At 66.7% G+C, this 20,001-nt stretch carries 19 protein-coding genes; 5 read left to right on the top strand and 14 right to left on the bottom strand.

Annotation, left to right across the window (positions count from 1 at the left end):
- Positions 1–130: 130 nt before the first annotated feature.
- Positions 131–2,119, bottom strand: a complete 1,989-nt coding sequence (locus tag ABW137_RS01615; RefSeq protein WP_526396202.1) for an OPT family oligopeptide transporter — start codon at positions 2,117–2,119, stop codon at positions 131–133.
- A gap of 225 nt (positions 2,120–2,344) precedes the next feature.
- Between ABW137_RS01615 and ABW137_RS01610 the strand changes: the two genes are divergently transcribed.
- A complete protein-coding gene (locus tag ABW137_RS01610; RefSeq protein WP_526396200.1) occupies positions 2,345–3,151 on the top strand; it encodes a DUF2637 domain-containing protein in 807 nt (268 codons plus the stop codon).
- A 46-nt stretch (positions 3,152–3,197) separates the two neighbouring features.
- Here the strand turns inward: ABW137_RS01610 and ABW137_RS01605 are convergent, their stop codons facing one another.
- Positions 3,198–4,715, bottom strand: a complete 1,518-nt coding sequence (locus tag ABW137_RS01605; protein WP_526396198.1) for a GMC family oxidoreductase — start codon at positions 4,713–4,715, stop codon at positions 3,198–3,200.
- On the bottom strand, positions 4,712–5,620 hold the full coding sequence (locus ABW137_RS01600) for a dioxygenase family protein (RefSeq protein WP_526396196.1): 909 nt from the start codon (positions 5,618–5,620) through the stop codon (positions 4,712–4,714). Before ABW137_RS01600 ends, ABW137_RS01605 begins: the two co-directional genes overlap by 4 nt.
- A gap of 137 nt (positions 5,621–5,757) precedes the next feature.
- On the opposite strand from ABW137_RS01600, the gene ABW137_RS01595 reads away from it, so the two are divergent.
- On the top strand, positions 5,758–6,651 hold the full coding sequence (locus ABW137_RS01595) for a MerR family transcriptional regulator (RefSeq protein WP_526396194.1): 894 nt from the start codon (positions 5,758–5,760) through the stop codon (positions 6,649–6,651).
- On the opposite strand, the gene ABW137_RS01590 is transcribed toward ABW137_RS01595, so the two are convergent.
- The 4 genes from ABW137_RS01590 to ABW137_RS01575 all read right to left on the bottom strand — a co-directional run bounded on the left by ABW137_RS01590 (position 6,594) and on the right by ABW137_RS01575 (position 11,832).
- Positions 6,594–7,427: an alpha/beta fold hydrolase gene (locus ABW137_RS01590; protein WP_526396192.1), complete on the bottom strand. Its 834-nt coding sequence runs from the start codon at positions 7,425–7,427 to the stop codon at positions 6,594–6,596. The genes ABW137_RS01595 and ABW137_RS01590 overlap by 58 nt on opposite strands.
- A gap of 36 nt (positions 7,428–7,463) precedes the next feature.
- Positions 7,464–8,165 carry an alpha/beta fold hydrolase gene (locus ABW137_RS01585; protein ID WP_526396190.1) on the bottom strand — a complete coding sequence of 234 codons (702 nt, stop codon included), beginning with the start codon at positions 8,163–8,165 and terminating at the stop codon, positions 7,464–7,466.
- Positions 8,166–8,472: 307 nt separating this feature from the next.
- Positions 8,473–11,256, bottom strand: a complete 2,784-nt coding sequence (locus tag ABW137_RS01580; RefSeq protein WP_526396188.1) for an AAA family ATPase — start codon at positions 11,254–11,256, stop codon at positions 8,473–8,475.
- A 213-nt stretch (positions 11,257–11,469) separates the two neighbouring features.
- Positions 11,470–11,832 carry a nuclear transport factor 2 family protein gene (locus ABW137_RS01575; protein WP_526396186.1) on the bottom strand — a complete coding sequence of 121 codons (363 nt, stop codon included), beginning with the start codon at positions 11,830–11,832 and terminating at the stop codon, positions 11,470–11,472.
- A gap of 243 nt (positions 11,833–12,075) precedes the next feature.
- Between ABW137_RS01575 and ABW137_RS01570 the strand changes: the two genes are divergently transcribed.
- The 3 genes from ABW137_RS01570 to ABW137_RS01560 all read left to right on the top strand — a co-directional run bounded on the left by ABW137_RS01570 (position 12,076) and on the right by ABW137_RS01560 (position 14,563).
- A complete protein-coding gene (locus tag ABW137_RS01570) occupies positions 12,076–13,404 on the top strand; it encodes a Tox-REase-5 domain-containing protein (protein WP_526396184.1) in 1,329 nt (442 codons plus the stop codon).
- A gap of 97 nt (positions 13,405–13,501) precedes the next feature.
- Positions 13,502–14,119 (top strand): hypothetical protein, encoded by a 618-nt coding sequence (locus ABW137_RS01565; RefSeq protein WP_526396182.1) that lies wholly within the window; start codon positions 13,502–13,504, stop codon positions 14,117–14,119.
- 276 nt (positions 14,120–14,395) lie between these two features.
- Complete coding sequence (locus tag ABW137_RS01560) at positions 14,396–14,563, top strand: hypothetical protein (protein ID WP_526396180.1); 168 nt, start codon at positions 14,396–14,398, stop codon at positions 14,561–14,563.
- A 66-nt stretch (positions 14,564–14,629) separates the two neighbouring features.
- Here ABW137_RS01560 and ABW137_RS01555 read toward each other — a convergent pair whose 3' ends face one another.
- The 7 genes from ABW137_RS01555 to ABW137_RS01525 all read right to left on the bottom strand — a co-directional run bounded on the left by ABW137_RS01555 (position 14,630) and on the right by ABW137_RS01525 (position 19,991).
- Entirely contained in the window at positions 14,630–14,803 is a 174-nt protein-coding gene (locus ABW137_RS01555) for a hypothetical protein (protein ID WP_526396178.1), read from the bottom strand.
- Positions 14,804–14,831: 28 nt separating this feature from the next.
- Entirely contained in the window at positions 14,832–15,317 is a 486-nt protein-coding gene (locus ABW137_RS01550; RefSeq protein ID WP_526396176.1) for a lipocalin-like domain-containing protein, read from the bottom strand.
- Positions 15,318–15,803: 486 nt separating this feature from the next.
- Positions 15,804–16,442, bottom strand: a complete 639-nt coding sequence (locus ABW137_RS01545; RefSeq protein WP_526396174.1) for a TetR/AcrR family transcriptional regulator — start codon at positions 16,440–16,442, stop codon at positions 15,804–15,806.
- Between the two features lie 100 nt (positions 16,443–16,542).
- Positions 16,543–17,424 (bottom strand): LLM class F420-dependent oxidoreductase, encoded by an 882-nt coding sequence (locus tag ABW137_RS01540; RefSeq protein WP_526396172.1) that lies wholly within the window; start codon positions 17,422–17,424, stop codon positions 16,543–16,545.
- 22 nt (positions 17,425–17,446) lie between these two features.
- Positions 17,447–18,325 (bottom strand): NAD(P)H-binding protein, encoded by an 879-nt coding sequence (locus tag ABW137_RS01535; protein WP_526396170.1) that lies wholly within the window; start codon positions 18,323–18,325, stop codon positions 17,447–17,449.
- Positions 18,322–19,218 carry an SDR family oxidoreductase gene (locus ABW137_RS01530; RefSeq protein WP_526396168.1) on the bottom strand — a complete coding sequence of 299 codons (897 nt, stop codon included), beginning with the start codon at positions 19,216–19,218 and terminating at the stop codon, positions 18,322–18,324. Before ABW137_RS01530 ends, ABW137_RS01535 begins: the two co-directional genes overlap by 4 nt.
- Positions 19,219–19,226: 8 nt before the next feature.
- Positions 19,227–19,991, bottom strand: a complete 765-nt coding sequence (locus ABW137_RS01525) for an SDR family oxidoreductase (protein WP_526396242.1) — start codon at positions 19,989–19,991, stop codon at positions 19,227–19,229.
- Positions 19,992–20,001: the final 10 nt, after the last annotated feature.

Below are 20,001 nucleotides of genomic sequence, written 5' to 3'. Positions count from 1 at the left end.
TGGGCAAACGATTCGTAGGTCGAACCTTCGGCTGATCGCCTTCGGTGCGGCATGATCTTGACCAGCGCGAGGGGATGGACCAACCCGTTGATTCCGAGCGGGGGCGGTAGCCGTGAGCAAATCCGCGCTATTAGCGATCGGTGGTCGCCAGTCGCCGAGTCCACTTGTACAGGCCTGCGATGACGGCCACGAACAGGACGACACCGAGGATCTCGGCCCAGCTCGCGAAGCCTTCGCCGACGATGGCGAGCGGCGCATCGGATCCGGAGCCCGCGACGATGCCGGCGAACACCACGCCGAACAAGCTCTCGCCGACGATCAGGCCGGTCGCCATCAGTACGCCGAGGCGCTTCTTCTGCTCGGTGTCTTCGGTGGAGCCGCCGGTGCGGTCGGCCCACTTGTCGTAGAACCGACCCAGCAGCGCGCCGAAGGGAATGATGAGGGTCAGCGACATCGGCAGGTACATGCCCATTCCGACCGCCAGCGGCGGCAGCGCGAACTTCGTCGTCCGCTTCAGCACCTCGTCGATCGCGATCACCACCGCACCGATGGCCACCCCGAGACCCAGGAGGCCCCAGTTCAAGTCGCCGCCGAAGACGCCCTTGGCGAGCGAGGAGATCAACGCGGCTTGCGGTGCGGCCAGCGCGTTCTCTCCGGCATCCGGCGCACCCGCGAAACCAAACGCGGTGTTCAACAGGTCCAGGATCGGCGGAATGACCAGTCCGCCGAAGATGACGCCGATCACCAGCGCCACCTGCTGCCGCCACGGTGTGGCGCCGACGAGTTGGCCCGTCTTGAGGTCCTGCAGATTGTCGTTCGAGATGGTGGCGATGCCGAACACGATGGCCGTCGCGAACAATGCGTAGGCCACCAGTCCCAACGTCTGCCCCGCGTCGTCGCTGCGGCCGTGCACCAGCACCAACACCAGCGACGCGATGACGACGACCAGAATGCCGAGCCCCGATATCGGACTGTTGGACGATCCGATCAGACCGGCCATGTACCCCGCCACCGACGCGAGGACCGCCCCGATCACGACGACGAACGCGAGCGTCACCGCGATGATGAGCGGCTTGTTGCCGCCGATCTGCGTGCTTTCGAGGAACCACCACAGCAGCATCCCGATGGGGATCAGCGACACCGCGATGGTGCCACCCACGATCCCGATGGGCAGGTCCCGTTCGGTCAACTCGACCTGATTGCCCCCGCGGCGTGCGCGCGTGGAGACGGCGGCCGCGCGGATTCCCCGAACGATCGGGCCCATGATCTTCAGCAGCGTCCAGATCGCGGCGATGGCGATGGCACCGGCGCCGACGAACCGGACGTCCTGGGAGAACGTGCTCGACACGACGTCCTTCAGTGCATCGCCGCCGGAGACGTCACCCCACGTCAGCGTCGGCAACAGGACGAAGTACGAGATCACCAAACCGACGATCATGGCGAAGCCGACGGTGACGCCCACCAGATGGCCGACGCCGATCAGCGCCAACGACAGGCTCGCACCGATCGTCGAACCTCCGGCGCCAAGGCGAAAGTAGACGGATATGTCGCTGAGAATGACCTTCGTCGCAGCCAACAGTGAAAACCCGGCTGCCGCCAGCGAACCCACGATGATCGCGCGCAGGCTGCGCTTGTTGCCCTCGCCGCCGTCGACGGCGGCCTCACCAACCTGGAGTACCTCGGCAGCGGCCACACCCTCCGGATAGGGCAGGTCCGAACCGGTGACCAGGGCGCGGCGCAGCGGCACCGAGTACATCACGCCGAGGATGCCGCCGACGATGCAGACGGCCACCGTGATCCAGTACGGAAAGCCCGTCCACCACCCGATCATGATTAGGCCGGGGAGGACGAAGATGATCGCTGCCAGCGTGCCTGCCGCCGAGGCGATGGTCTGCACGATGTTGTTCTCGAGGATGGTGTGCCCACGGAAGTACCGCAGGATCGCCATCGAGATGACTGCTGCCGGGATCGCGGTGGCGAAGGTCAGGCCGACCTTGAGGCCCAGATACACGTTGGCCGCCGTGAAGACGAGCGTGATGACGCCGCCGAGCACCACACCCCGTACGGTCAGCTCGCGTATGGACGGAGTGGTTGCCTCCGTGTCGTCCACTTTCGTCATCGATGTCTCCGACCCATTCAAGAGAAGCTGCGTGTAATCGTGTCCGGGGGGATGTTAGACGGTGGGCCGACGCTTTTCCGAGAAGTTGGCGTGGCAGGCCCGCTTCACCACCGGTGATCGGCATGGTGAAAGGCGTTGTGGTGAAGCAGCTTCACCGCCTGATCACACCGGGTGCCGGCAAACACACCGACCGGATGTCGGAGGTCCCCGGCAGGATGGCCCGCTGTGAACGAGCCAGCGGTGCACCAATCGGCAGGATCAGCGGTTTCGCGGCGAACGCTGACGCTCACCCGGGCTGCCGCGCTGTCGATCACGGTGGGCATTGGGATCGGCAGCTTCGTGTTGTCCTTCACTGCGCTGGCCGATCTCGCGGCACGGGCCGGGATACCGGAACGGCTGGCGTGGTTGTGGCCGCTGATCGTGGACGGCACCATCTTGCAGGCCACCATGGCGGTGGTCGCGCTGGCAGGTCTCGAGGACCAGCAACGGAACCGGCGGTACTTCTGGATCGTCCTCTCCGTATCGGCAGCGGTCAGCGTCGTCGCGAACGGATGGCATGCGGCGCTTCCGGGGTCGGCGCCCTTGAGCCCGTGGCTGGCGGCGGCGATCGCGGTCGTGGCTCCCATCAGCCTGCTAGCCGCGACCCACGGGTTGAGCCTGCTCATCAGGGTGCGGATGCCTCCGATGGCGCTGCGGGCAGCGGCGCCCGTTCGGGTGACGGTCACGCCGCCATCGTCGGTGCCGCAGGTCGAGGTCCCCGACGTCCTGGACCCCCCGCCGCCGCCGATGCCGGACGACGCGCTCACGCCGTGGGCCGACGTCGCCGACGTGATCGTGGCGCGGGCGGCCGGCGGTCCTGCCGACGTGGACACCGTCGCCGCCGTGCTGCACCTGAACTACGAACGCGACCTCAGTCCGAAGGCCATCGGTCGGCACCTCGACGTGGAGCAACGGCTCGTCCGCGAAATCGTCTCCGCCAGCGAGGAACTGCTCCGCTCGGGCGACGTCAGCATCGAGCGAGTGGCGGTCTGACCTGGACTAGCCAGGTCAAACCGGCCGCCTCGCTGGCGGTGCGATGTCAGCGGATCAGATCGGCGGCCTTCTCGCCGATCATGATCGCCGCGGCATTGGTGTTCACCGGTAGCACCCGGGGCATGATCGACGCGTCGGCCACTCGCACGCCGGTCAGCCCATGCACCCGCAGATCCGGTCCGACCACGGCGTCGGGACCGGTACCCATCGCGCACGTGCCGACCGGGTGGTAGTAGGTGCCGGTACCGCGAGCGAGGAACGCCCGCAGCGCCGCCTCGTCGGTGACGTCGGGCCCGGGGAGCACCTCGCGCGCCCGCCAGGGGCTGAACGGCTCGCCCGCGGCGATCTCGCGAGCCACCTTGATTCCGTGCACCATTCGCCGAATGTCCGACTCCGAGCCCAGATAGTTCGGATCGATCAGCGGTGGTGTCGTCGGATCCGGCCCCGCCAGACGGATCGAACCGCGCGCGTCCGGCACCGTGGCGACCGCCAGCGTGAAGCTGTTGGCCGGGGCGGCCAGGTGTGGCGGGTGAAATGGCACGTGGATGAACATCAGCTGCATGTCCGGGCTGGCAAGCGCGTCGTCGCTGCGCCACAGGAGTGACGACTCGGCATGGTTCGTTTTTGCGGCCGGAATCGGCTGCGCCGCCTCGTAGACGACGCCGCACAGCGGATGGTCGTGCAGGTTGCGACCCACCCCGGGAAGGTCGTGGACGACGCGGACGTCGGCGCGTCGAAGTTCCGCGGCGGGCCCGATGCCCGACAGCAGCAGCAGCCGAGGAGAGTCCACCGTACCGGCACTGATCACCACCTCGGCATCGGCGTAGACGGACATGTCACGACCGTTCTGTACGAAATCAACTCCGACACAACGGCTTCCCGAGAATAGCAACTTGCGGGCGCGAGAATTCGTCAGGACGGTCAGGTTGGCTCTGCCGCGCACGGGATGCAGGTAGGCGGCGGCGGTGCTCTGCCGGGTCCCGCCCGAGATCGACAGATCGTGCCAGCCGGCCCCTTCGGCGTCGGCACCGTTGAAGTCGTCGGTCAGCGGAAAGCCGGCCGCGACCGCGGCGTCGAGGAACACCTGGGACAGTGGATTGGCGACCTCGGCCGTGGCGGGTGCGGGCGACATCGGACCGTCGGTACCGCGGTAGCGCGGATCCCCGGTCGGGACCGTCTCCATGCGACGGAAGTAAGGCAGCACCGACTGGTAATCCCAACCGACGCACCCCGATTTGGCCCAGTCGTCGAAGTCGCTCGGGTGCCCACGCAAGTACACCATCGCGTTGATGCTGCTACTGCCTCCGAGCGTGTGGCCGCGGGGCCAGTTGTGGGCGAACCCCGCGGTGCCCGCTTGCGGAACCGTGTTGTACGAGTAGTCGATCTCCGTGCCCCACAACGCAGGCCACGCGGGCGGCGCCGAGATCTCCGGCTTGGTGTCGGCCCGCCCGGACTCGAGTAGCAACACCCGCACGGCCGGGTCCGCGGACAGCCGGGCGGCGATCACACATCCTGCCGATCCGGCACCGATCACCACATAGTCGTATCCATTGAATATCGTCATCGGTCAATCACTTTCACTTCGTCGGTCGTCACTTGGTCGTTGTTCTCGCGCGTCGGCTGCAGTACGAAGTCGTACTTCGCCAGCAGCCAGGGCACGTCGGAGGTGCCCCCGTCGGGGGTGGGGCCTGGTCGGCGGTGTTCGAACTCGACCACCAGGTCGGCCTTGGTGCCGAACACGACGTCGGAGTCGAGGTACGGTGCACCCTTCTCGAACAGGTGGGTGATCAGCGGCTCGTAACCCGGGGCGGTGATCAGGAAGTGAATGTGCGCCGGGCGGTAGTGGCTGATGTCGGTGCGCGAGATCAGCTCGCCGACCGGGCCATCCATCGGAATCGAGTAGCCGAGCGGTGCGATCGTCCGCACGCAGTAGGTCCCGCCGGGCTGCGAGGTGTACTTTGCGCGTAGCCGAGCGTCCCCCTCGCCGAGCTGGCCTTCGTAGATGCCCTCTGCGTCGGCCTGCCATACGTCGAGCACCGCGCCACCGACGGCCTCGTCGTGAAGGTCGTGGACCGTGCCGGTGACATAGAGCGGTACGCCACTCATCCCGTCGGCCATGTCCTCGCCGTAGTCCAGCGGCGGCGAGCCCTCGATGTGGAACGGCCCGAGAACCGTTGCCGGGGTGGCCTTCGGATCGTGGCGGTGGTTCATCTCGACGACGAGCATCGACAGTCCCAGGACGTCGGAGGCGAGGATGAACTCCGCGCGCTTGGCGTCACTGATCTGCCCGGTGCGGGCGAGCCAGGCCATCGCGGCGCTCCACTCGGGCTCGGTGAGCCGTACCTCGCGCGCGAAGGTGTGCAGGTGCCGCACCAGCGCCTGCATGAGCTCCGACAGCCGCGCATCATGGGCGGTGGCCCAGCGGGCCGTGGCGACTGCGGTGATGTCCTGATCTAAGGCCGATTGCAACTCGGTTCTCCTTTGAGTAGTTGACTTTTGAGTAGTTGACTTTGGGTGGTTGACGGAGATGGGCGCTATATATTGCGTTTGGAAGGTCGGGTCTCCCGGTGGGAGAAGGCCACGCAAGCTCGAGCAGGGAGACGGTCATGCGGTCCCAACTGACGATCGGCGAGTTCGCCACGGTGACGCATCTGAGCGTGCGGACGTTGCGGCGCTACCACGAGGCTGGACTGCTCGAGCCGGCAACGGTCGACCCGTTCTCGGGCTATCGGTACTACGAGCCCGAGCAGATCCCGACAGCGCAGGTCATCCACCAGCTCCGGCAGCTCGACGTGCCGCTGGCCGAGGTCCAGTCGATCCTCGCCACCGACGACCCGCAGCAACGGGCCGAGGTGGTCGCGGGCCACCTCCGCCGCTTGGAAGCAGAGCTGGACCGGACCCAGGCCGCCGTCGTCTCCTTGCGCCGGTTACTTCGCCCGGATCCGGCCGACACTCACGTCGAGCTCCGGTCGGTGCCCGCCCGTACCGTCGTTGCGATCACAGGTCATGTGCGCCTGAGTGATTCGCTCGGCTGGTATGACACCGCGATGGCCGAACTGGATGCGGCGTTCCCGCCCGCGGAACGCACTGGTCCGCCCGGCGGCCATTACGCGAACGCCCTGTTCGCTCACGGTGCCGGGGTGATGACGGTCTTCCGACAAGTCCGCAGCCCCCGGCCATCCGGCCGGATCGACGTCATCGAGCTTCCGGCGGCCGACCTTGCCGTCGCCGTCCATTCCGGCCCGCACGACGACATCGACGTCACCTACGGCCGCCTCGGCGCGTGGGTGGTCACTCACGCGCTGGTCGTTGACGGACCGATTCACGAGACCTATAGCGTCGGCCCTCGTGACACCGAGGACCCCACCAGGTGGCGGACCGAGATCGGCTGGCCAGTCTTTCAGCTCGCCCCGGCGACCGGGACGGACCAGGACCGCGGTGATCACGCGACGGCGGAGCGCGCGGCGTCGACGATCAAATCGGCGACGGCGGCGGGGTGAGAGACGGTGACGGCATGAGAGGCAGCGATTTCCACCGTCTGCGACTTCGCCCGTTCACCCATGAAGCGCATCGACTCGGCGGGGATTGCGAGGTCCTCGGTGGTGACCATGTTCCACGACGGGATGCTCTTCCACGCGGCCTCGGTGGCCGGCTCGCTTAGCGCGGCGTCGGTGATGGGCCGTTGGGTTGCTGCCAGTAGCTCGGTGATCTCAGGTGCCACGTCGGCGGCGAACACCCTCCGGAATTCGTCCTGCTTGATGTAGAGGTCATTCCCCGTGCCGCCGTTGGCAAGTGGGAAGGGGACGGTGTCCAGGGCCGGGCCCAGCTGGCCGCCGGGGAACTTGCCAGCCAGCTGCGACGTGCTCTCACCCGGCTCCAGGATGAAGCTGGCGATGTACACCAGCGCCTTGACGTTTGGGTGCCCGACGGCGGCCTCGCTCATCACCGATCCGCCGTACGAGTGGCCTGCGAGCACGACCGGGCCCGGTACGCTGTCCAGGACGCTTTCGACGTAGTCGGCGTCGCTGCGCAGTCCCCGCAGCGGATTCGCCACGGCGATCACGGGGTAGCCGTCCCGCTTGAGATCCGCGATCACGCCGTTCCAGCTCGAGGCGTCGGCGAACGCTCCGTGAACCAGTACCACCGTGGGTCCCTCCGCCGGGGCGGGACGGTCAGACGGGGCCTGTTGCTCGGCCGCCGCACCGCCGCAGCCCGAGAGCGCGACGGCCAGCGCGACACCGACAGAGATCGTCGTCAGTGCAGATGTGAATTTCATTGTTCTCCTTGGGGTTTGACGGGAGGGTGGGCGAAATCAGGCGGCGACTGCGGCCTGGAGGATGAGGTCGGCTACCGCTTCGGGTTGCGAGGCGGGAAGCGCGTGCGAGGCGCCGGGAACCTCGACGGTGGCACGGGCGTCGGCGCGCTCGGCCATGAAGCGGAAGGTCTGCGCCGGGATGGCGAGGTCGAGTTCGGGATAGATGAACCAGGAGGGGAGCGTCTTCCACGCCGGCTCGCCAGAGGCCTCGTTGAGCGCGGCGGTGTTGAAAGGACGCTGAGTGGCTGCGTCCAGGGCGGCTTGCTCGGCGCTGAGGTCGGCGCAGAAGTGTTGGTGGTAGGCGTTCTGGTGGATGTACACGTCGGCGGTGCCGTCGGCGAGCGGCACCTCATACAGGTGCTCACCCAGCGTGGCGCCGGGGTACTTGCCGGTCAGATCGGGGGTGTTCTCGCCCTTGTCGGGGGCAAGACCGGCGACGTAGACCAAGGCCTTGACGGCTGCGTTGTCGCGGGCCGCGTTGGTGATGACGGCGCCGCCGTAGGAGTGGCCCGCAAGCACGATCGGTCCCCGGATGCCGGCCAGCAGATCGGCGACGGCGGTGGCGTCAGTGGTCAGGGTGCGCAGCGGGTTCGCCACGGCGATGACGCGGTGTCCGGTGGTGTGGAGGCAGCGGATGACGCCGTTCCAGCTGGCGGACTCGGCGAAGGCGCCGTGAACGAGCACGATGGTGGGTTTCATTGAGATCCTTCGCTTTTCGTTGGCGGGACGGGGACGCGCGGTGGCCGTCGTCGGCCCGCACGTTCCACTATCGCGCCGGTGACGACGCGCGGAATCAGTCATCCGACTGTCGATGCGATGGGCACTGATACCGCGTGCTGCAGTCGTTCGACGTAACTGTGTCGTGCCGCTTGCTCAGAACCGACTACGTCCGATATATTGCATATCGCGCGTCTGGAGATGCGCGCCCGTCGACGGCGCAAGGCCCGGTCCGGGCATGATCCGGCTCAACGGCGGTTCCATCTGTCGGATCGCGACACCCGGGCAGTCAACGCGTGCGTGGGTGCGTTCGGGTGACCGCCCGGTCCGGACTCGGGTGGGCGGACAGGGCATCACGGAGCCCGGCCCGCGACGACACGCCCAGCTTGGGGAAGACCCGGTACAGGTGCGCGCCTACGGTTCGGTGCGACAGGTACAGGCGCTCGCCAATCTGGCGGTTGGTCATGCCGCTGGCGGCCAGGTGTGCGATCTCCAGCTCCTGCGCCGTCAACGCGACCGAGGCCGCCGATGCGTCATGTGTTGACCGAAACCCGGTGGCACGCAACTCTTGTTGGGTACGCTCCAGCCACGTTCGGGCGCCCATGGCGGCGAATCCGTCGCGGGCGTCGATGAGGTGCCGCTGCGCCCGGCAAGAGCTCTTGCGCCTCCGCAGACTTTCGGCGTAGGCGAGGCGGATGCGGCACACCTCGAACAGCCATCGGTCGGAGGCAGGGGAGGTGAGTAGTTCCTCCAGCCGGGCGTCGGCCGTGTCGTCGTCCAGGACCAGCGCCTCAACCCCGCGCTGGATCAGCTCCATCCGCGGCGACAGTGCGCCGACGTCGGCCTCCTGCATTGCCCCGAGGTGCGCTCGGGCCTCCGCGTCGCGTCCGGTCCGTAGCGCGGCCTCGACCAGGTCGAACATCACCCAGGTGCACTGCGGAAGGTAGGAGGTGAGGACGCCGGCCGGGCTCAACGCGGCGGCGTGGCGGAATGCGGCGTCGAAGTCGCCCGTGGCCGAGGCCGCGAGTGCACGGGGATGATGCGCGTACAGGACGACACTGGTGACGCCACGGGGCTTGGCCCAGTGACTCATCTCGTCGGCCAGCGCGAACGCCTCGTCGGCGCGGCCGCGGCCGGCTGCTATCAACGCTCGGTTGTACCGGAAGTACCACGTGAAGAAGGTGAAACCGGTTGTCGTGCAGAGCTGGTGCCCCTCGTCGGCGAGCTCCTCGGCTTCGTCCCATCGGCCGGTGAGGTAGTCGTCCAGGCACAGGTGCATCAGCGCACCGATATGCCTACGCGGGGAACTACCGTCGCGCCCCCGGTGGACTACCCGCCAGTGCGCTTCCCGAGTGTCTGCAAGACGGTCCAGGTAGACCGACGCCGCGCCAATGCGGATGATCCTCGACGGGTCGTCCTCACCGGGAAGCGTGGCGAGGACGCGCTCCAGGTCGGGTGCGGCCGCCACGCCGGTGCGCAACGGGTCGGCGAAAGTCTTGCTGGCCAGCGCAAGCATCTCCGGCGGCTCGGGTGTCAGTTTCCGCAACGCTCGGAAGAACGGCTCCCAGTGTGCGGGGGTACATGCGTACCAGGAGAGGAGCAGCAGGGTGTGCATCGCTTCGATCAGCGCGGTGTCATCGGCCCGGTAGCCGTGGTCGGTGGTCTCGATGGCACCCACCAGGAGTCGGTGCGCGGTGTCGGCGTCCCCGTCGCCGTTGAGCATCAGGAACGCGGCGGCGTTCGCCGCGTGCAGTGACCCACTGGAGTCCGGTCCCGCGCGACGCGCTTCTGCCAGAAGGGTTTCCGGGTCGCCGACCGTGTCGCCGGATTCCGCGCCGATGTATGCGGCTTCCGCGAGCCTGCGTCCCCGCGCTGCGGTGGTGGTGCTCAGCTCGGCAGCGCGGACGAGGGCCGAGACGGCGCCGAGCGCATCGCCGCGCAGCATGGTCCGACGTGCCACCCGATCGAGGCGGGTGGCGGCCGCCTCGTCGGGTCCGACCGCGGCGGCGGCCAGATGCCAGGCCTGCCGTTCTTCGTCACCTTGCAGCGAGTCGGCCAGGAGCAGGTGGGCGTGCCGCCGTTCCTCGTGGGTGGACATGGCGACGATCGCCGACCGAATCAGCGGGTGCCGGAACGTGATTCGTGCAGCGCCGTCGTCGACGTCCAGAAGCTGCGCCCGCTCGGCAGGAGCGAGATCGCTTAGGCCGGGTTGCTCGCCGACCGCCTCCCGGAGCACTCGGACGTCGCAGGAGCCGTCGAAGGCGGCGACGAGCAGCAGCCGACGGGTGGCTTCCGGTAGGGCCACGATGCGGGAGGCGAACAGCGCGTGGAGGCGATCGCTCAGCGGCACGACGTCGGGTTGGTCCACGGTCCGCGTCGCGGGTCCGGTGAGCGAGTCCGGAAGCTCCACCAGCGCGAGCGGGTTTCCTTGAGCCAGGTCGAGCACGCGTTGGCGGGTCCGTGGCGGCAGGTGGGGGAACGCCGCGTCGACCAGGTGCCCGGACGCCTCACGGTCCAGCGGCTCGACGAGCTGCTCGGTCAGCCCTCGCCGGTCGAGGAAGCACTCGCCACCGGTCCGGCAGGACATGACCAGCCCGATGGGATGACCCGCCACCCGACGGGCGATGAAGCCGAAGACGACGGCGCTGGCGCGGTCGACCCACTGAACATCGTCGATCAGCAGCAGCACCGGGTTTTGCTCGGCGACGGCGGCGACGAGCGCTAGGGCAGCGTTGCAGACGAGCAACGCGCCGGGCGGCGGACCGGGCCCGAATCCCAGCGCGACCGACAGCGCGTCCTGCATTCCGGGCGGAAGACGATCCAGCTCGCCGCGCAGTGGGAGCAGCAGCTGGTTGAGCCCGGCGTAGGCGACGTCGGCCTCGAACTCCGAGCCGGCCGCCCGCAGCACGTTCATGCCGACCGCGTGGGCCTGGTCTGCCGCGGCGGCGAGCAGGGCGGACTTGCCGACACCAGGCTCGCCGCGGACGAGCCTGGTGTCGCCGGTGTGCTGCGCCCTGGCGAGGAAGCGCGCGATCCGCGCTAGCTCGACGCCACGACCGAACAATTCCGCCATGCTTAGGGAACCCCTTCACGTTGCAATATATTGCATATTGGAGCTGACGAAATGTCAAGCACTCTTTCAGTCGGCCACGGGGAAGTCAGCGCAGGGGGGACAGGGCTTCCTGGTCGTGAAGCTCGGCACCCGGTCACCGATGTCCAGTGCCGCATCGGCGTGGGCCATTCCGATCCACCGGTGTGATGAACCAAATTCTTCGTCGTCTTCGGATCAGGGCTCGATGACCAGGCGGCTGATCGAGTCGCCGACCAAGGTGAACCGGTAGTGCAAGTCGACCACTCCACCGGGGAAGTCCCCTTCGAGGTGCTGGACCACGTCGACGTGCGTCGCATCCGTCACGGTGGCGCCGGTGAACTCGGTGGTGAAGGTGTACTCGCTGCCTGCCCCGCCCAGCCAGGTCCCGATCGCCTCCCGGCCGGCGAAGGTGTGGCCCTCGTCGGTCACGGCGGCGTCGGCGGTGAAGGCGGCGATGGCAGTGGCCACGTCACGATCCCGGTGTGCGGTCAGGTACGTCGTCACCACCCCGGGAAGCGCGTTCCATGCGGTGGTGCTTTCGGTGTTCTGTGTCGTCATACCGCCACAGTGGGGTTTCCCCCAGGGGGAGGGTCAAGAGCGTTGGGGGACGTGGAAGTTCGCGGCGCGGCGACGTATTCGGTGACCGCTGCGAACCCAGCACTCCCATCGTCTGGCGAGGGGTACTCGCCCAGCGAGTCGCGCCGCCGAAAGCATGTCGCCCGTGCCCTGGTGCATTCATGCCGCTGTCGGGCGAAGTAGATTCTTGGCAGCCCAAGAATCGACTGGACCAGCGGAGGACGGGTGGCGAAGCGGCTTCAAGTCGACACCGATGGACTGGAAGGCGACGGCAACGACCTTGCGCAGCTCGGAAGCAAGATCGACGAGGAAGACTGTCGGCAACCGGCGTCGGACCCCGCGTCAACCACGGGTGCGATGGCGTTCACCCAATACGATCAGGGCCTCGTCCAGCGCCTCAACGAGGCCAGGGAGGTGCGTGAGCACGGCGGCGCGATCGTGAAGGCGTCGGCAGTCCTGTTCGAGGTGGCGGACGAGCAAGGCGCATTGATGATCGATCGAGTCGACGTGCTGGGATCCCCTCGCGCGGATTCCGCAGGCCCTCCCAGCATTGACGTACCTGCACAACCGAAGTCGTTCGCGACTCCTCGCATCGACAGCGTTATACCGTCCGCGGGAATGGGTGCCGAAGCCTTCTCCGAGGCCATCCACTCAGGCGCGGGAGGTGAAGTCGTACGGGACTTCTCCAGGCACTGGACGACGGCGGCCGACGACGTCGACGTGCTCGGCGACCGAGCCACGGCGATCGCGGATCAGATCCAGGCGCATTGGCAGGACGCCGACAGCAACGCCGCCCCCAACGTGCGAAATCACGGCACCTGGCTCCACGACGCATCCGACTTCGCGGTCAAGCTGGCCAAGGGCGCCGACGACTTCGCCTCGGCCTTCGACGTCGCCAAGAACGAAACCCCCACTCCGGAAGCCCTATCGGCGGCCAAGTGCGCCACCATGGCATCTGTCATCACCGGCCCGGGAGCCGTTGTGGCACTGGCGGTCTACATGAACATGAAGGCCGATGCCGACGAAGCGGCCGCCAAGTATTCCACCGCAGTCGACAAGGCGGTGCGCGGTGTCGGCGATCCGGTGGGAAAGCCGTCATTGATCGCCAAGCGCGCCGCGATACCCGACGAACTGGTGAAGGGGCCGGGCCAGTGGGTCGAGGAGTCGCGAGGTGACCGCGAGGACTGGAAGAAGTACGAGCAGCAGGTCACCGGCTACCCCGCCGGCATGGAGTACGAAGTGGACATGCCCGACGGTGACTCCGTCGAGTTCGACGGTTATGACCCCGACGCCGGTGACAACGGGCTCTACATCGAGGCCAAGGGGAAGGGCTACGAGTGGATGGTCGCCGACAACGGCCAGTTCGACCCGCGGTGGAGGGTCAACGAACAAATCAGCAACGAACTACAGGGCCAGTACGAAGCATCGCTTGAGACCGGCGTCCCCGTTGAATGGCGGGTCGCCGACCCCCGTACCGCAGGCGCCATTCAGGCGATCGTCGACCGAGACGGCTACGGGGACAGGATTACTGTGATCACGGTTCCGCCAGCATGAGAGGACACGCGACGTGTTGTGGATAGTCGGAGGGTGGGGCAACCGCGCTGACCCGCTGCGGTCGTGCGCCGAGCGGTTGCAACGCTCGCTGCGGCGGATGCCATCTGAACCGGACAGGTACGGCCCGTGGGGCGTCTGGCAGCCGCGTGAACCGGACTCGGAAAGTAGATTCGACCGCGAGCTCATCTCGATCGACATTCAAGACGTCGCCGTGTTGGAAGAGGCGATCACGACGGTCACTGCCCGCGGGCGCCGCCGGACCACACCGGGATTCCAAATTGAGCTGAGCCGCAACGCCATCGACGAGAATCAGGACGGCGCGGTAGCCCTCACCTACACCGCGCGCGTCGGCTTCGTGGACAAGCCGGTCCCCTTCAACCGCGTGTCCTTCGACATTGGTGAAGGCACCGACGACCGAACCCTGATGGCGTACATGAGCGCACTCATCGAGGCGTGGCAGCCCGACCACCTCGGCGCCGTCACACAGTCGACGATGCGCGAACAGGGCCACAAGCCGCCTGAGGCCGTCGTCGGGCGACTCACCTATGTCCGCGACGGAACTCCCCTCGATACCAGCATGATTGGTGAGGACGTCGACGTGGCGGCCGCCGATGGCGGCCACTACATCCGCGTGCCAGGCACCCCGGCAGACCCCAGCCTCATGCACATCGCTCGGGTCCGCGCCGCGCTCGGCTACCCAACACCTGACGCATAGGTCAATCGCCAGGGGCCAGACGTCGGCCATCACCAACGACCGGGTTAGAGCCGCCGGCGCCACCGTCGAGAATGACCCGAGGTCCGACGCGTCACGCCGAGCCGATGCCCGCCCGGCTGGTCCGAGTGCTGCGGGCGGCAAAGAGCGTCAGAGGACCGCGTCACACCGCGTTCCTGCCAGGCGTCGATCATTTACTGCCAGCGGAATTGATCCTTGACCTGCATGGTTACAGCCCTCAGACCGGCCGGATCATCGGCCAGAGAAGGAGGGAACATCATGAAGAAGTTCGGATTCGCCAGCGTCGTCGCCACCGGTTTCGCCGCCGCACTGTTCGGCCTCGCCGCTCCCGCCAGCGCGGGCGTCGACCACCACCAGTGGATCAACGACGTGCAGCAGCAGGCCAAAATCGGCTCGGCCACGTCGACCGTCGGCAACGGCCGCTGACCCAGGCACCAACCGAGAAGGGGCACCCCGGATACCGGGTGCCCCTTCTTCGTGTGTGCCTGGCGGCTAGAACAACGGCAAGCCGGGATCCATACCCAGGCGGACGCGCGCGGCCGCCTCCATGAACACGGCCGATTGATTGGCGTGCTGAGTGACGGCCATACCGTCACGGAACAGTCGCTCCACGGGGTTGGAGCGGTAGAGCGCGGCAGAACCTGCGAGCTGATACATGTTCACCATGGCCTCCCGACGCGCGGTTACCTGGGGCTCAGGCTGCGTTTTCGGGTGCACTCAGACGCTGAAAGACGATGGCGATTCTGGTCCCGTCCGGGCGTGTGAAGTTCTCGGTCATCTGATCCCCGTCGACCACGAAGCGCAGCTCGTCTGTCGTCCTAACGTCCCCGATCCAGTTCGGAAAGGTCGCACCTTCGACGCGGTTGCCTGCGAACTGACCGTCCACATCAACTGTGTACGTGCCGAAGAGGCCCATGGTCCCAGACATGGCGGCGCGATTTTCTTCGTCGGTGCCCTCACCGCGAACCTCTGATGCGAAGGGCCGCAAAGTGGAATCGGTCAACACCTCGACGAAGTGCATGTCCGGTGTAAAACTCAGCATCCCGTTGGGTTGAGGACCATAGGCAGGCGCGGTGATCCCATTGCGCTCCGTCTGCGCGGAAATCATCTGCCACGTGCCGACGATCTGGTTTCGTGGCGTTGGCTCGGGGGAACAGCTCGTTGCTGTCAGTGCCGCCACGAGGGCGAAGATGAGTACACGGAAGAACATGCCAGGACGTTATGCGAGCTTCCGGCTGGCGAGATCAGACGCATAGAGAACGCACACATTCACTTGTCATTGAGTTCAGCAAGGGCCTGTCGCCGTGAGGTCGACCAGCGGTATCGGCCAGCCGCCGACGAGCGTGGCTGCGACGCAGTGCGCGATCGGTGACGACGATAACGGCATCCGTCACACGTGACCGTCGTCGGACCGCCTGCTGGGTAACGCCGCATCCAATGTGCGGCTTTACAGGCCATTTTCGCCCGCTTGTGACCTACCGGCGCCACACTTTCTCTGCCGCAACGATTTTGGCGCATGACAATGACTTGGCGCGTGCGTGTACGGCGGCCCGGTCCAACTGCTGATCGCCGGCACGGATAGCTGCAAGTGGCGACCGCCATGTCGAGGGCAACGCGCTGATTGTGAAGTCTTCGGCCCGTGACGGGCGTGTGCTTGCGACCCGCTCTACTTGGCTGGCACGTCGCCGCCGAAGAGGTTGTCGACCAGTGTGTCGACGTATGCATTGTCCAGCGGCTCTCCGAAGAGCATGACCTTGTGGTAGCACGCCCCCCACAGTTGGTCGGCGAGGCTCATCAGGTTCATGTGTGCGGGGATCTGGCCGCGGTCGCGGGCCAGCTCGAACATGTCCATGGTCAACTGCCGACGCGGTCGGGCGTAGTACTCGTGGAACGCCCTGGCCAATGTGTCGTCGCTCTGGGCTGCACCGACCATTTCGGCTATCACGTGGCCCCGGGTGCGCCCGCCGCGCACCGGTCTGTCCATCAGTGTGCGGACGAAGGCGTGCAGTTGCGTGCGCAGGTCGTGGATGAAGTCGCCCGTGTCGGGGAAGGAGAGAACCGGCTTGACGTCGGCGTGGTAGGCCTCGAAGGCCAGCACCGCGGGCGACGGCCACCACTTGTACAACGTGACCTTACTTGCGCCGCCCGCCGCAGCCACTCGCTCGAAGGTGACGGCGCGGATGCCTTCTGCATAGAGCAATCCGGTGGCGGCGTCGAGAACTGCGCGTCGCACCTCGGCGGCTGGCCGACGTCCCCGTCGTGGGGGGTTGACGACTGTTGCGGGTGTTCGGTGTGGCACCTTCACCCACCTCCTTCCCGCGCTCAGAAATCGCGTCGACGATGCACGCAAGGGTAGCCACGTCGTGAGCCGTGTTCGGCTCGCGCCGCGACGACGTTAGTCGACGTCACCCCTGATCGAGCTCCGCCAGTCGGGGCGCTGCTGGGGCGAAGGCATCGATCCACGCCGCAGGCTGGCCGGTGGTTGGTGTGACGATGACCGTGCGAACACCCAGTTGCGCATAGGAGGCCATCCGACGTATGAAGTCGTCGCAGTCGCGTGGCTGTGGGCGGGGTTCGTTGGCGGTAACGGTGATGCGGATCTGGTCGAAGTCGCGACCGACGTCATCGCAGTGGCGGCGGAGAACGTCGATTCTTCGGGCGACGTCCTCTGCGGAGCTGGTGAACAAGTTGCATGCATCGCCGTAGCGTGCGACCAACTTGAGGGTCTTGCGTTCGCCGCCACCGCCGATCATGACTGCGGGCCGCTTGATGGGTAGCGGTGAACAAAGGGTCTCGGCGAGCCGGTAGTGCTTGCCGACGAACGGTCCGTTGTCGTCGGGATCCCACATCTGGTTGCAGATCTGAAGCGTCTCCTCGAGGCGTTCGAACCGTTCGGCCAGGGAGGGAAAGGGCACCCCGAGGGCGTCGTGCTCACGCTCGAACCACGCGGCACCCAGGCCCAGAGCGGCTCGGCCACCGGAGAGAACGTTGAGCGTGGTGACGATCTTGGCAAGGAGTCCGGGGTGACGGTAGGTGACACCGGTGACCAGGACGCCCAACTCGACGGTGCTGGTGTGGGCTGCCAGGTACCCCAGGGTGGTGTAGGCCTCCATCATGTTGGACTCGACGGGCAGACCGCTGGGTTCGATCTGGAAGTAGTGGTCCATCACCGACAGCCACGTGGCGCCGGCTTCTTCCGCGGCGGTCCCGACGCGGGCGAGTTCGGCGGCAATGGCGGCCGTGCCGCCGTCGATGTCGAAGATGGGAAGGTGAAAGCCGAGCTGCATTGTGCTGCAATTCCTTTCGCGTTCACGATGCCAGGGCGGGTTGGAGGACGTCCCGACACCATTGGCGGAAGGTGGTGGGCGTCGTGCTGGCGGGAGTGCGTGGTTCGGCGTTGTCGAGCCCATCGTTCTTGGCCAACGCCATGTCGAGCATCCCTTGGGCCATGGCGTTGGACATGCCGTTGGCGAGGAGGGTGGCCTTATACCCAGCGCCGTCGGTTCGTTGGAACCGCACCGGCCAGCCCAGCACCTCGGTCATGATCGCGGCCATGTCGTTGAACGACAGGTCTTTTGGTCCCATGACGGGGACGCTGCCTGCACCGCTCCAGGAGTCGTCGATGAGCAGGCTCGTGGCGACTGCGGCGATGTCACGCGTGGCGCAGCTGGGCATCTTGCGGTCCCCGTCGATGGGGGAGAAGAAGACTCCGCGGCTCTTGATCGACTCGGCCTGTCGTAGCAGATTGTCCATGAAGGACGGCATCGTCAACGCCCGGTATTTCGCTCCCGTGTCGGCGATCAGGTCGTCCATCTCCAAGGAGGCGGTGACGAAGCCCGCGTCGCGAGCCACTCCGCGCCCGAGGGCCGAAATCCCCACCACCCGATCCACGGCGCCGGTACGAAGGACGTCGCAGGCGGGTCGGGAGAAGTCGACGTAGGCGGCGCGCACGCTGTCGGCCCGCGGATTGGCCGGCACCAACCAGAAGACGGCGTCGGCGCCGTCGAAGGCTGCGGCCACCACGGCTGGGTCGCCGTGGGAACCTTCGACGATCTGGGCATGGTTGCGCACGTCGTGGGGGAGCCGGTGGGGATCGCGCACGACGACCCGCAGCGGCGTCTGCAGTTGGACGAGTCGGTCGACTACTTGGCGGCCGATGTTGCTGGTTGGTGCGGTGATGGTGATCATCGAATACCCTTCGATCGTCGGTCTTTGGCTGTCGTCGGTTCGTGGACGCCAAGCGGCGGGAAGGCGCTGCTGCGGACCATCTCACGCAGAAACGCCTGCAATGTCCTGGGTTTCCTGCCGAGCACGGTCGCGAGCACCTCGGCGTTGCCCGAGGGCAGGCCGACACGGTCGTAATAGGCCATCATCTGGAGGAAGGCGGCGCGACGTGGTTCGGGGAGTTGTTGCGCGGAGTCGGAAGCCCGGGTGTGGACGGCGGTGATGGGCTTACCGGCGATCTCGGCGAGAAGAGTGGCCGTCTGGACGCCGGTGAAAGTTCCAGGTGAACTCAACTCGAATGTGCCAGTGCTGAGTTGGTCGCTCGTCATCGCGGTGGCCGCGACTTCGGCGACGTCACGGTAATCCACCCAGGACATCTTCGAGGTCACCGAGTATGGCAGCGCTAGTTGATTGCGTTCGGTGAGCCAGTAGTCGCTGATGGTCTGCATGAACCGTGAGGGCTGCAGCACGGTGAAGTCCATACCGGAGGCATACAGCGCGTCTTCGACCGGCAGCTTCGCAGCATGGTTGGACAGCGCGGAGATGGACGGATGGATGACGCCGGAGAAAACGAACTTGGGTACCTGGGCGGCGCGGGCGGCGGCGACGAGCGCCGTTCCCATTTCGGCTTCTTTGGGATGAAGGCCGGGGCCCAGATGAAAGATGCCGTCCATGCCCGCCACCGCCGGTGGGAGAGTGTCTGGGTGCGTGAGGTCGGCTACGACCGCTTCGTGAGCGCCACGTCCTCGGGCGGCGTCGGCGCGCTCGGGGCTGCGCACTAGCGCGCGTACCCACGCGCCACGCTCGAGGAGTTGCTCGAGCACGAGGTGGCCGTACCGTCCCGTGGCGGCGACCATGGCGACCCTCACTGGCTTCCCCGCTGGTGGGTCTCCGACGGCAGCGGGTTGATCGAGGTGAACACCTTGTCGTAGGTGTGGTCGCGTCCGGCGTGGCGCAGCGGTTCGACTCGGGCGACGGCTATCTCGTCGAGTCGGTCCGCGTTCAGCAACGCCATCGTCTCGGCGATGTAGTCGTCGAGTGGCATGGCTCGTGGATCGTCGGTGTCGCGCAGTGCGGTGCGCACCTGTGGCGGAATGATCTCGATGACTTCGACAGTGGTGTGGCGCAGTTGATGTCGCAGTGACTGCGTGTAGGAGTGCAGCGCGGCCTTGGTCGCGCAGTAGGTGGGCATGGCGGCGTTGGGTACGAATGCCAGACCTGAGGTGACGTTCAAGATGGTCGCGCGACTCCGTGTGGTCAATAGGGGCAGGAGGGCTCCCGTGAGCCGGATCGGGCCCAACAGGTTGGTGGCGATTTGGGCTTCCGCGGCGTCCACCTCGCCACGGGCTAGGTCCTCGGGCCGCTGGATCCCCGCATTGTTGACCAACACGTTGAGGTTAGGCCGGAGAACGCTTAGCTCCGCAGTGAACCGTGCGATGTCGGTCGGATCACTCTGGTCGAGCACGAGATGGTCCATCCCGGGGTTGGCGCGGGTGACCTCGGTGAGTGCATCGTGGCGCCTGCCGGCGATGGTGACGTGGTTGCCCAACCTGTGCAGCGATTCGGCAATGCCGCGGCCGATTCCGCTTCCTCCGCCGGTGACCAGGACGTCATTGCCAGTCATTTGCATGTCAACTCTC

The sequence above is a fragment of the Mycobacterium sp. genome (assembly GCF_040509115.1).
In the GTDB taxonomy this organism is placed as follows: Bacteria; Actinomycetota; Actinomycetes; order Mycobacteriales; family Mycobacteriaceae; genus Mycobacterium.
This window is presented reverse-complemented; position numbering and strand designations above follow the sequence as displayed.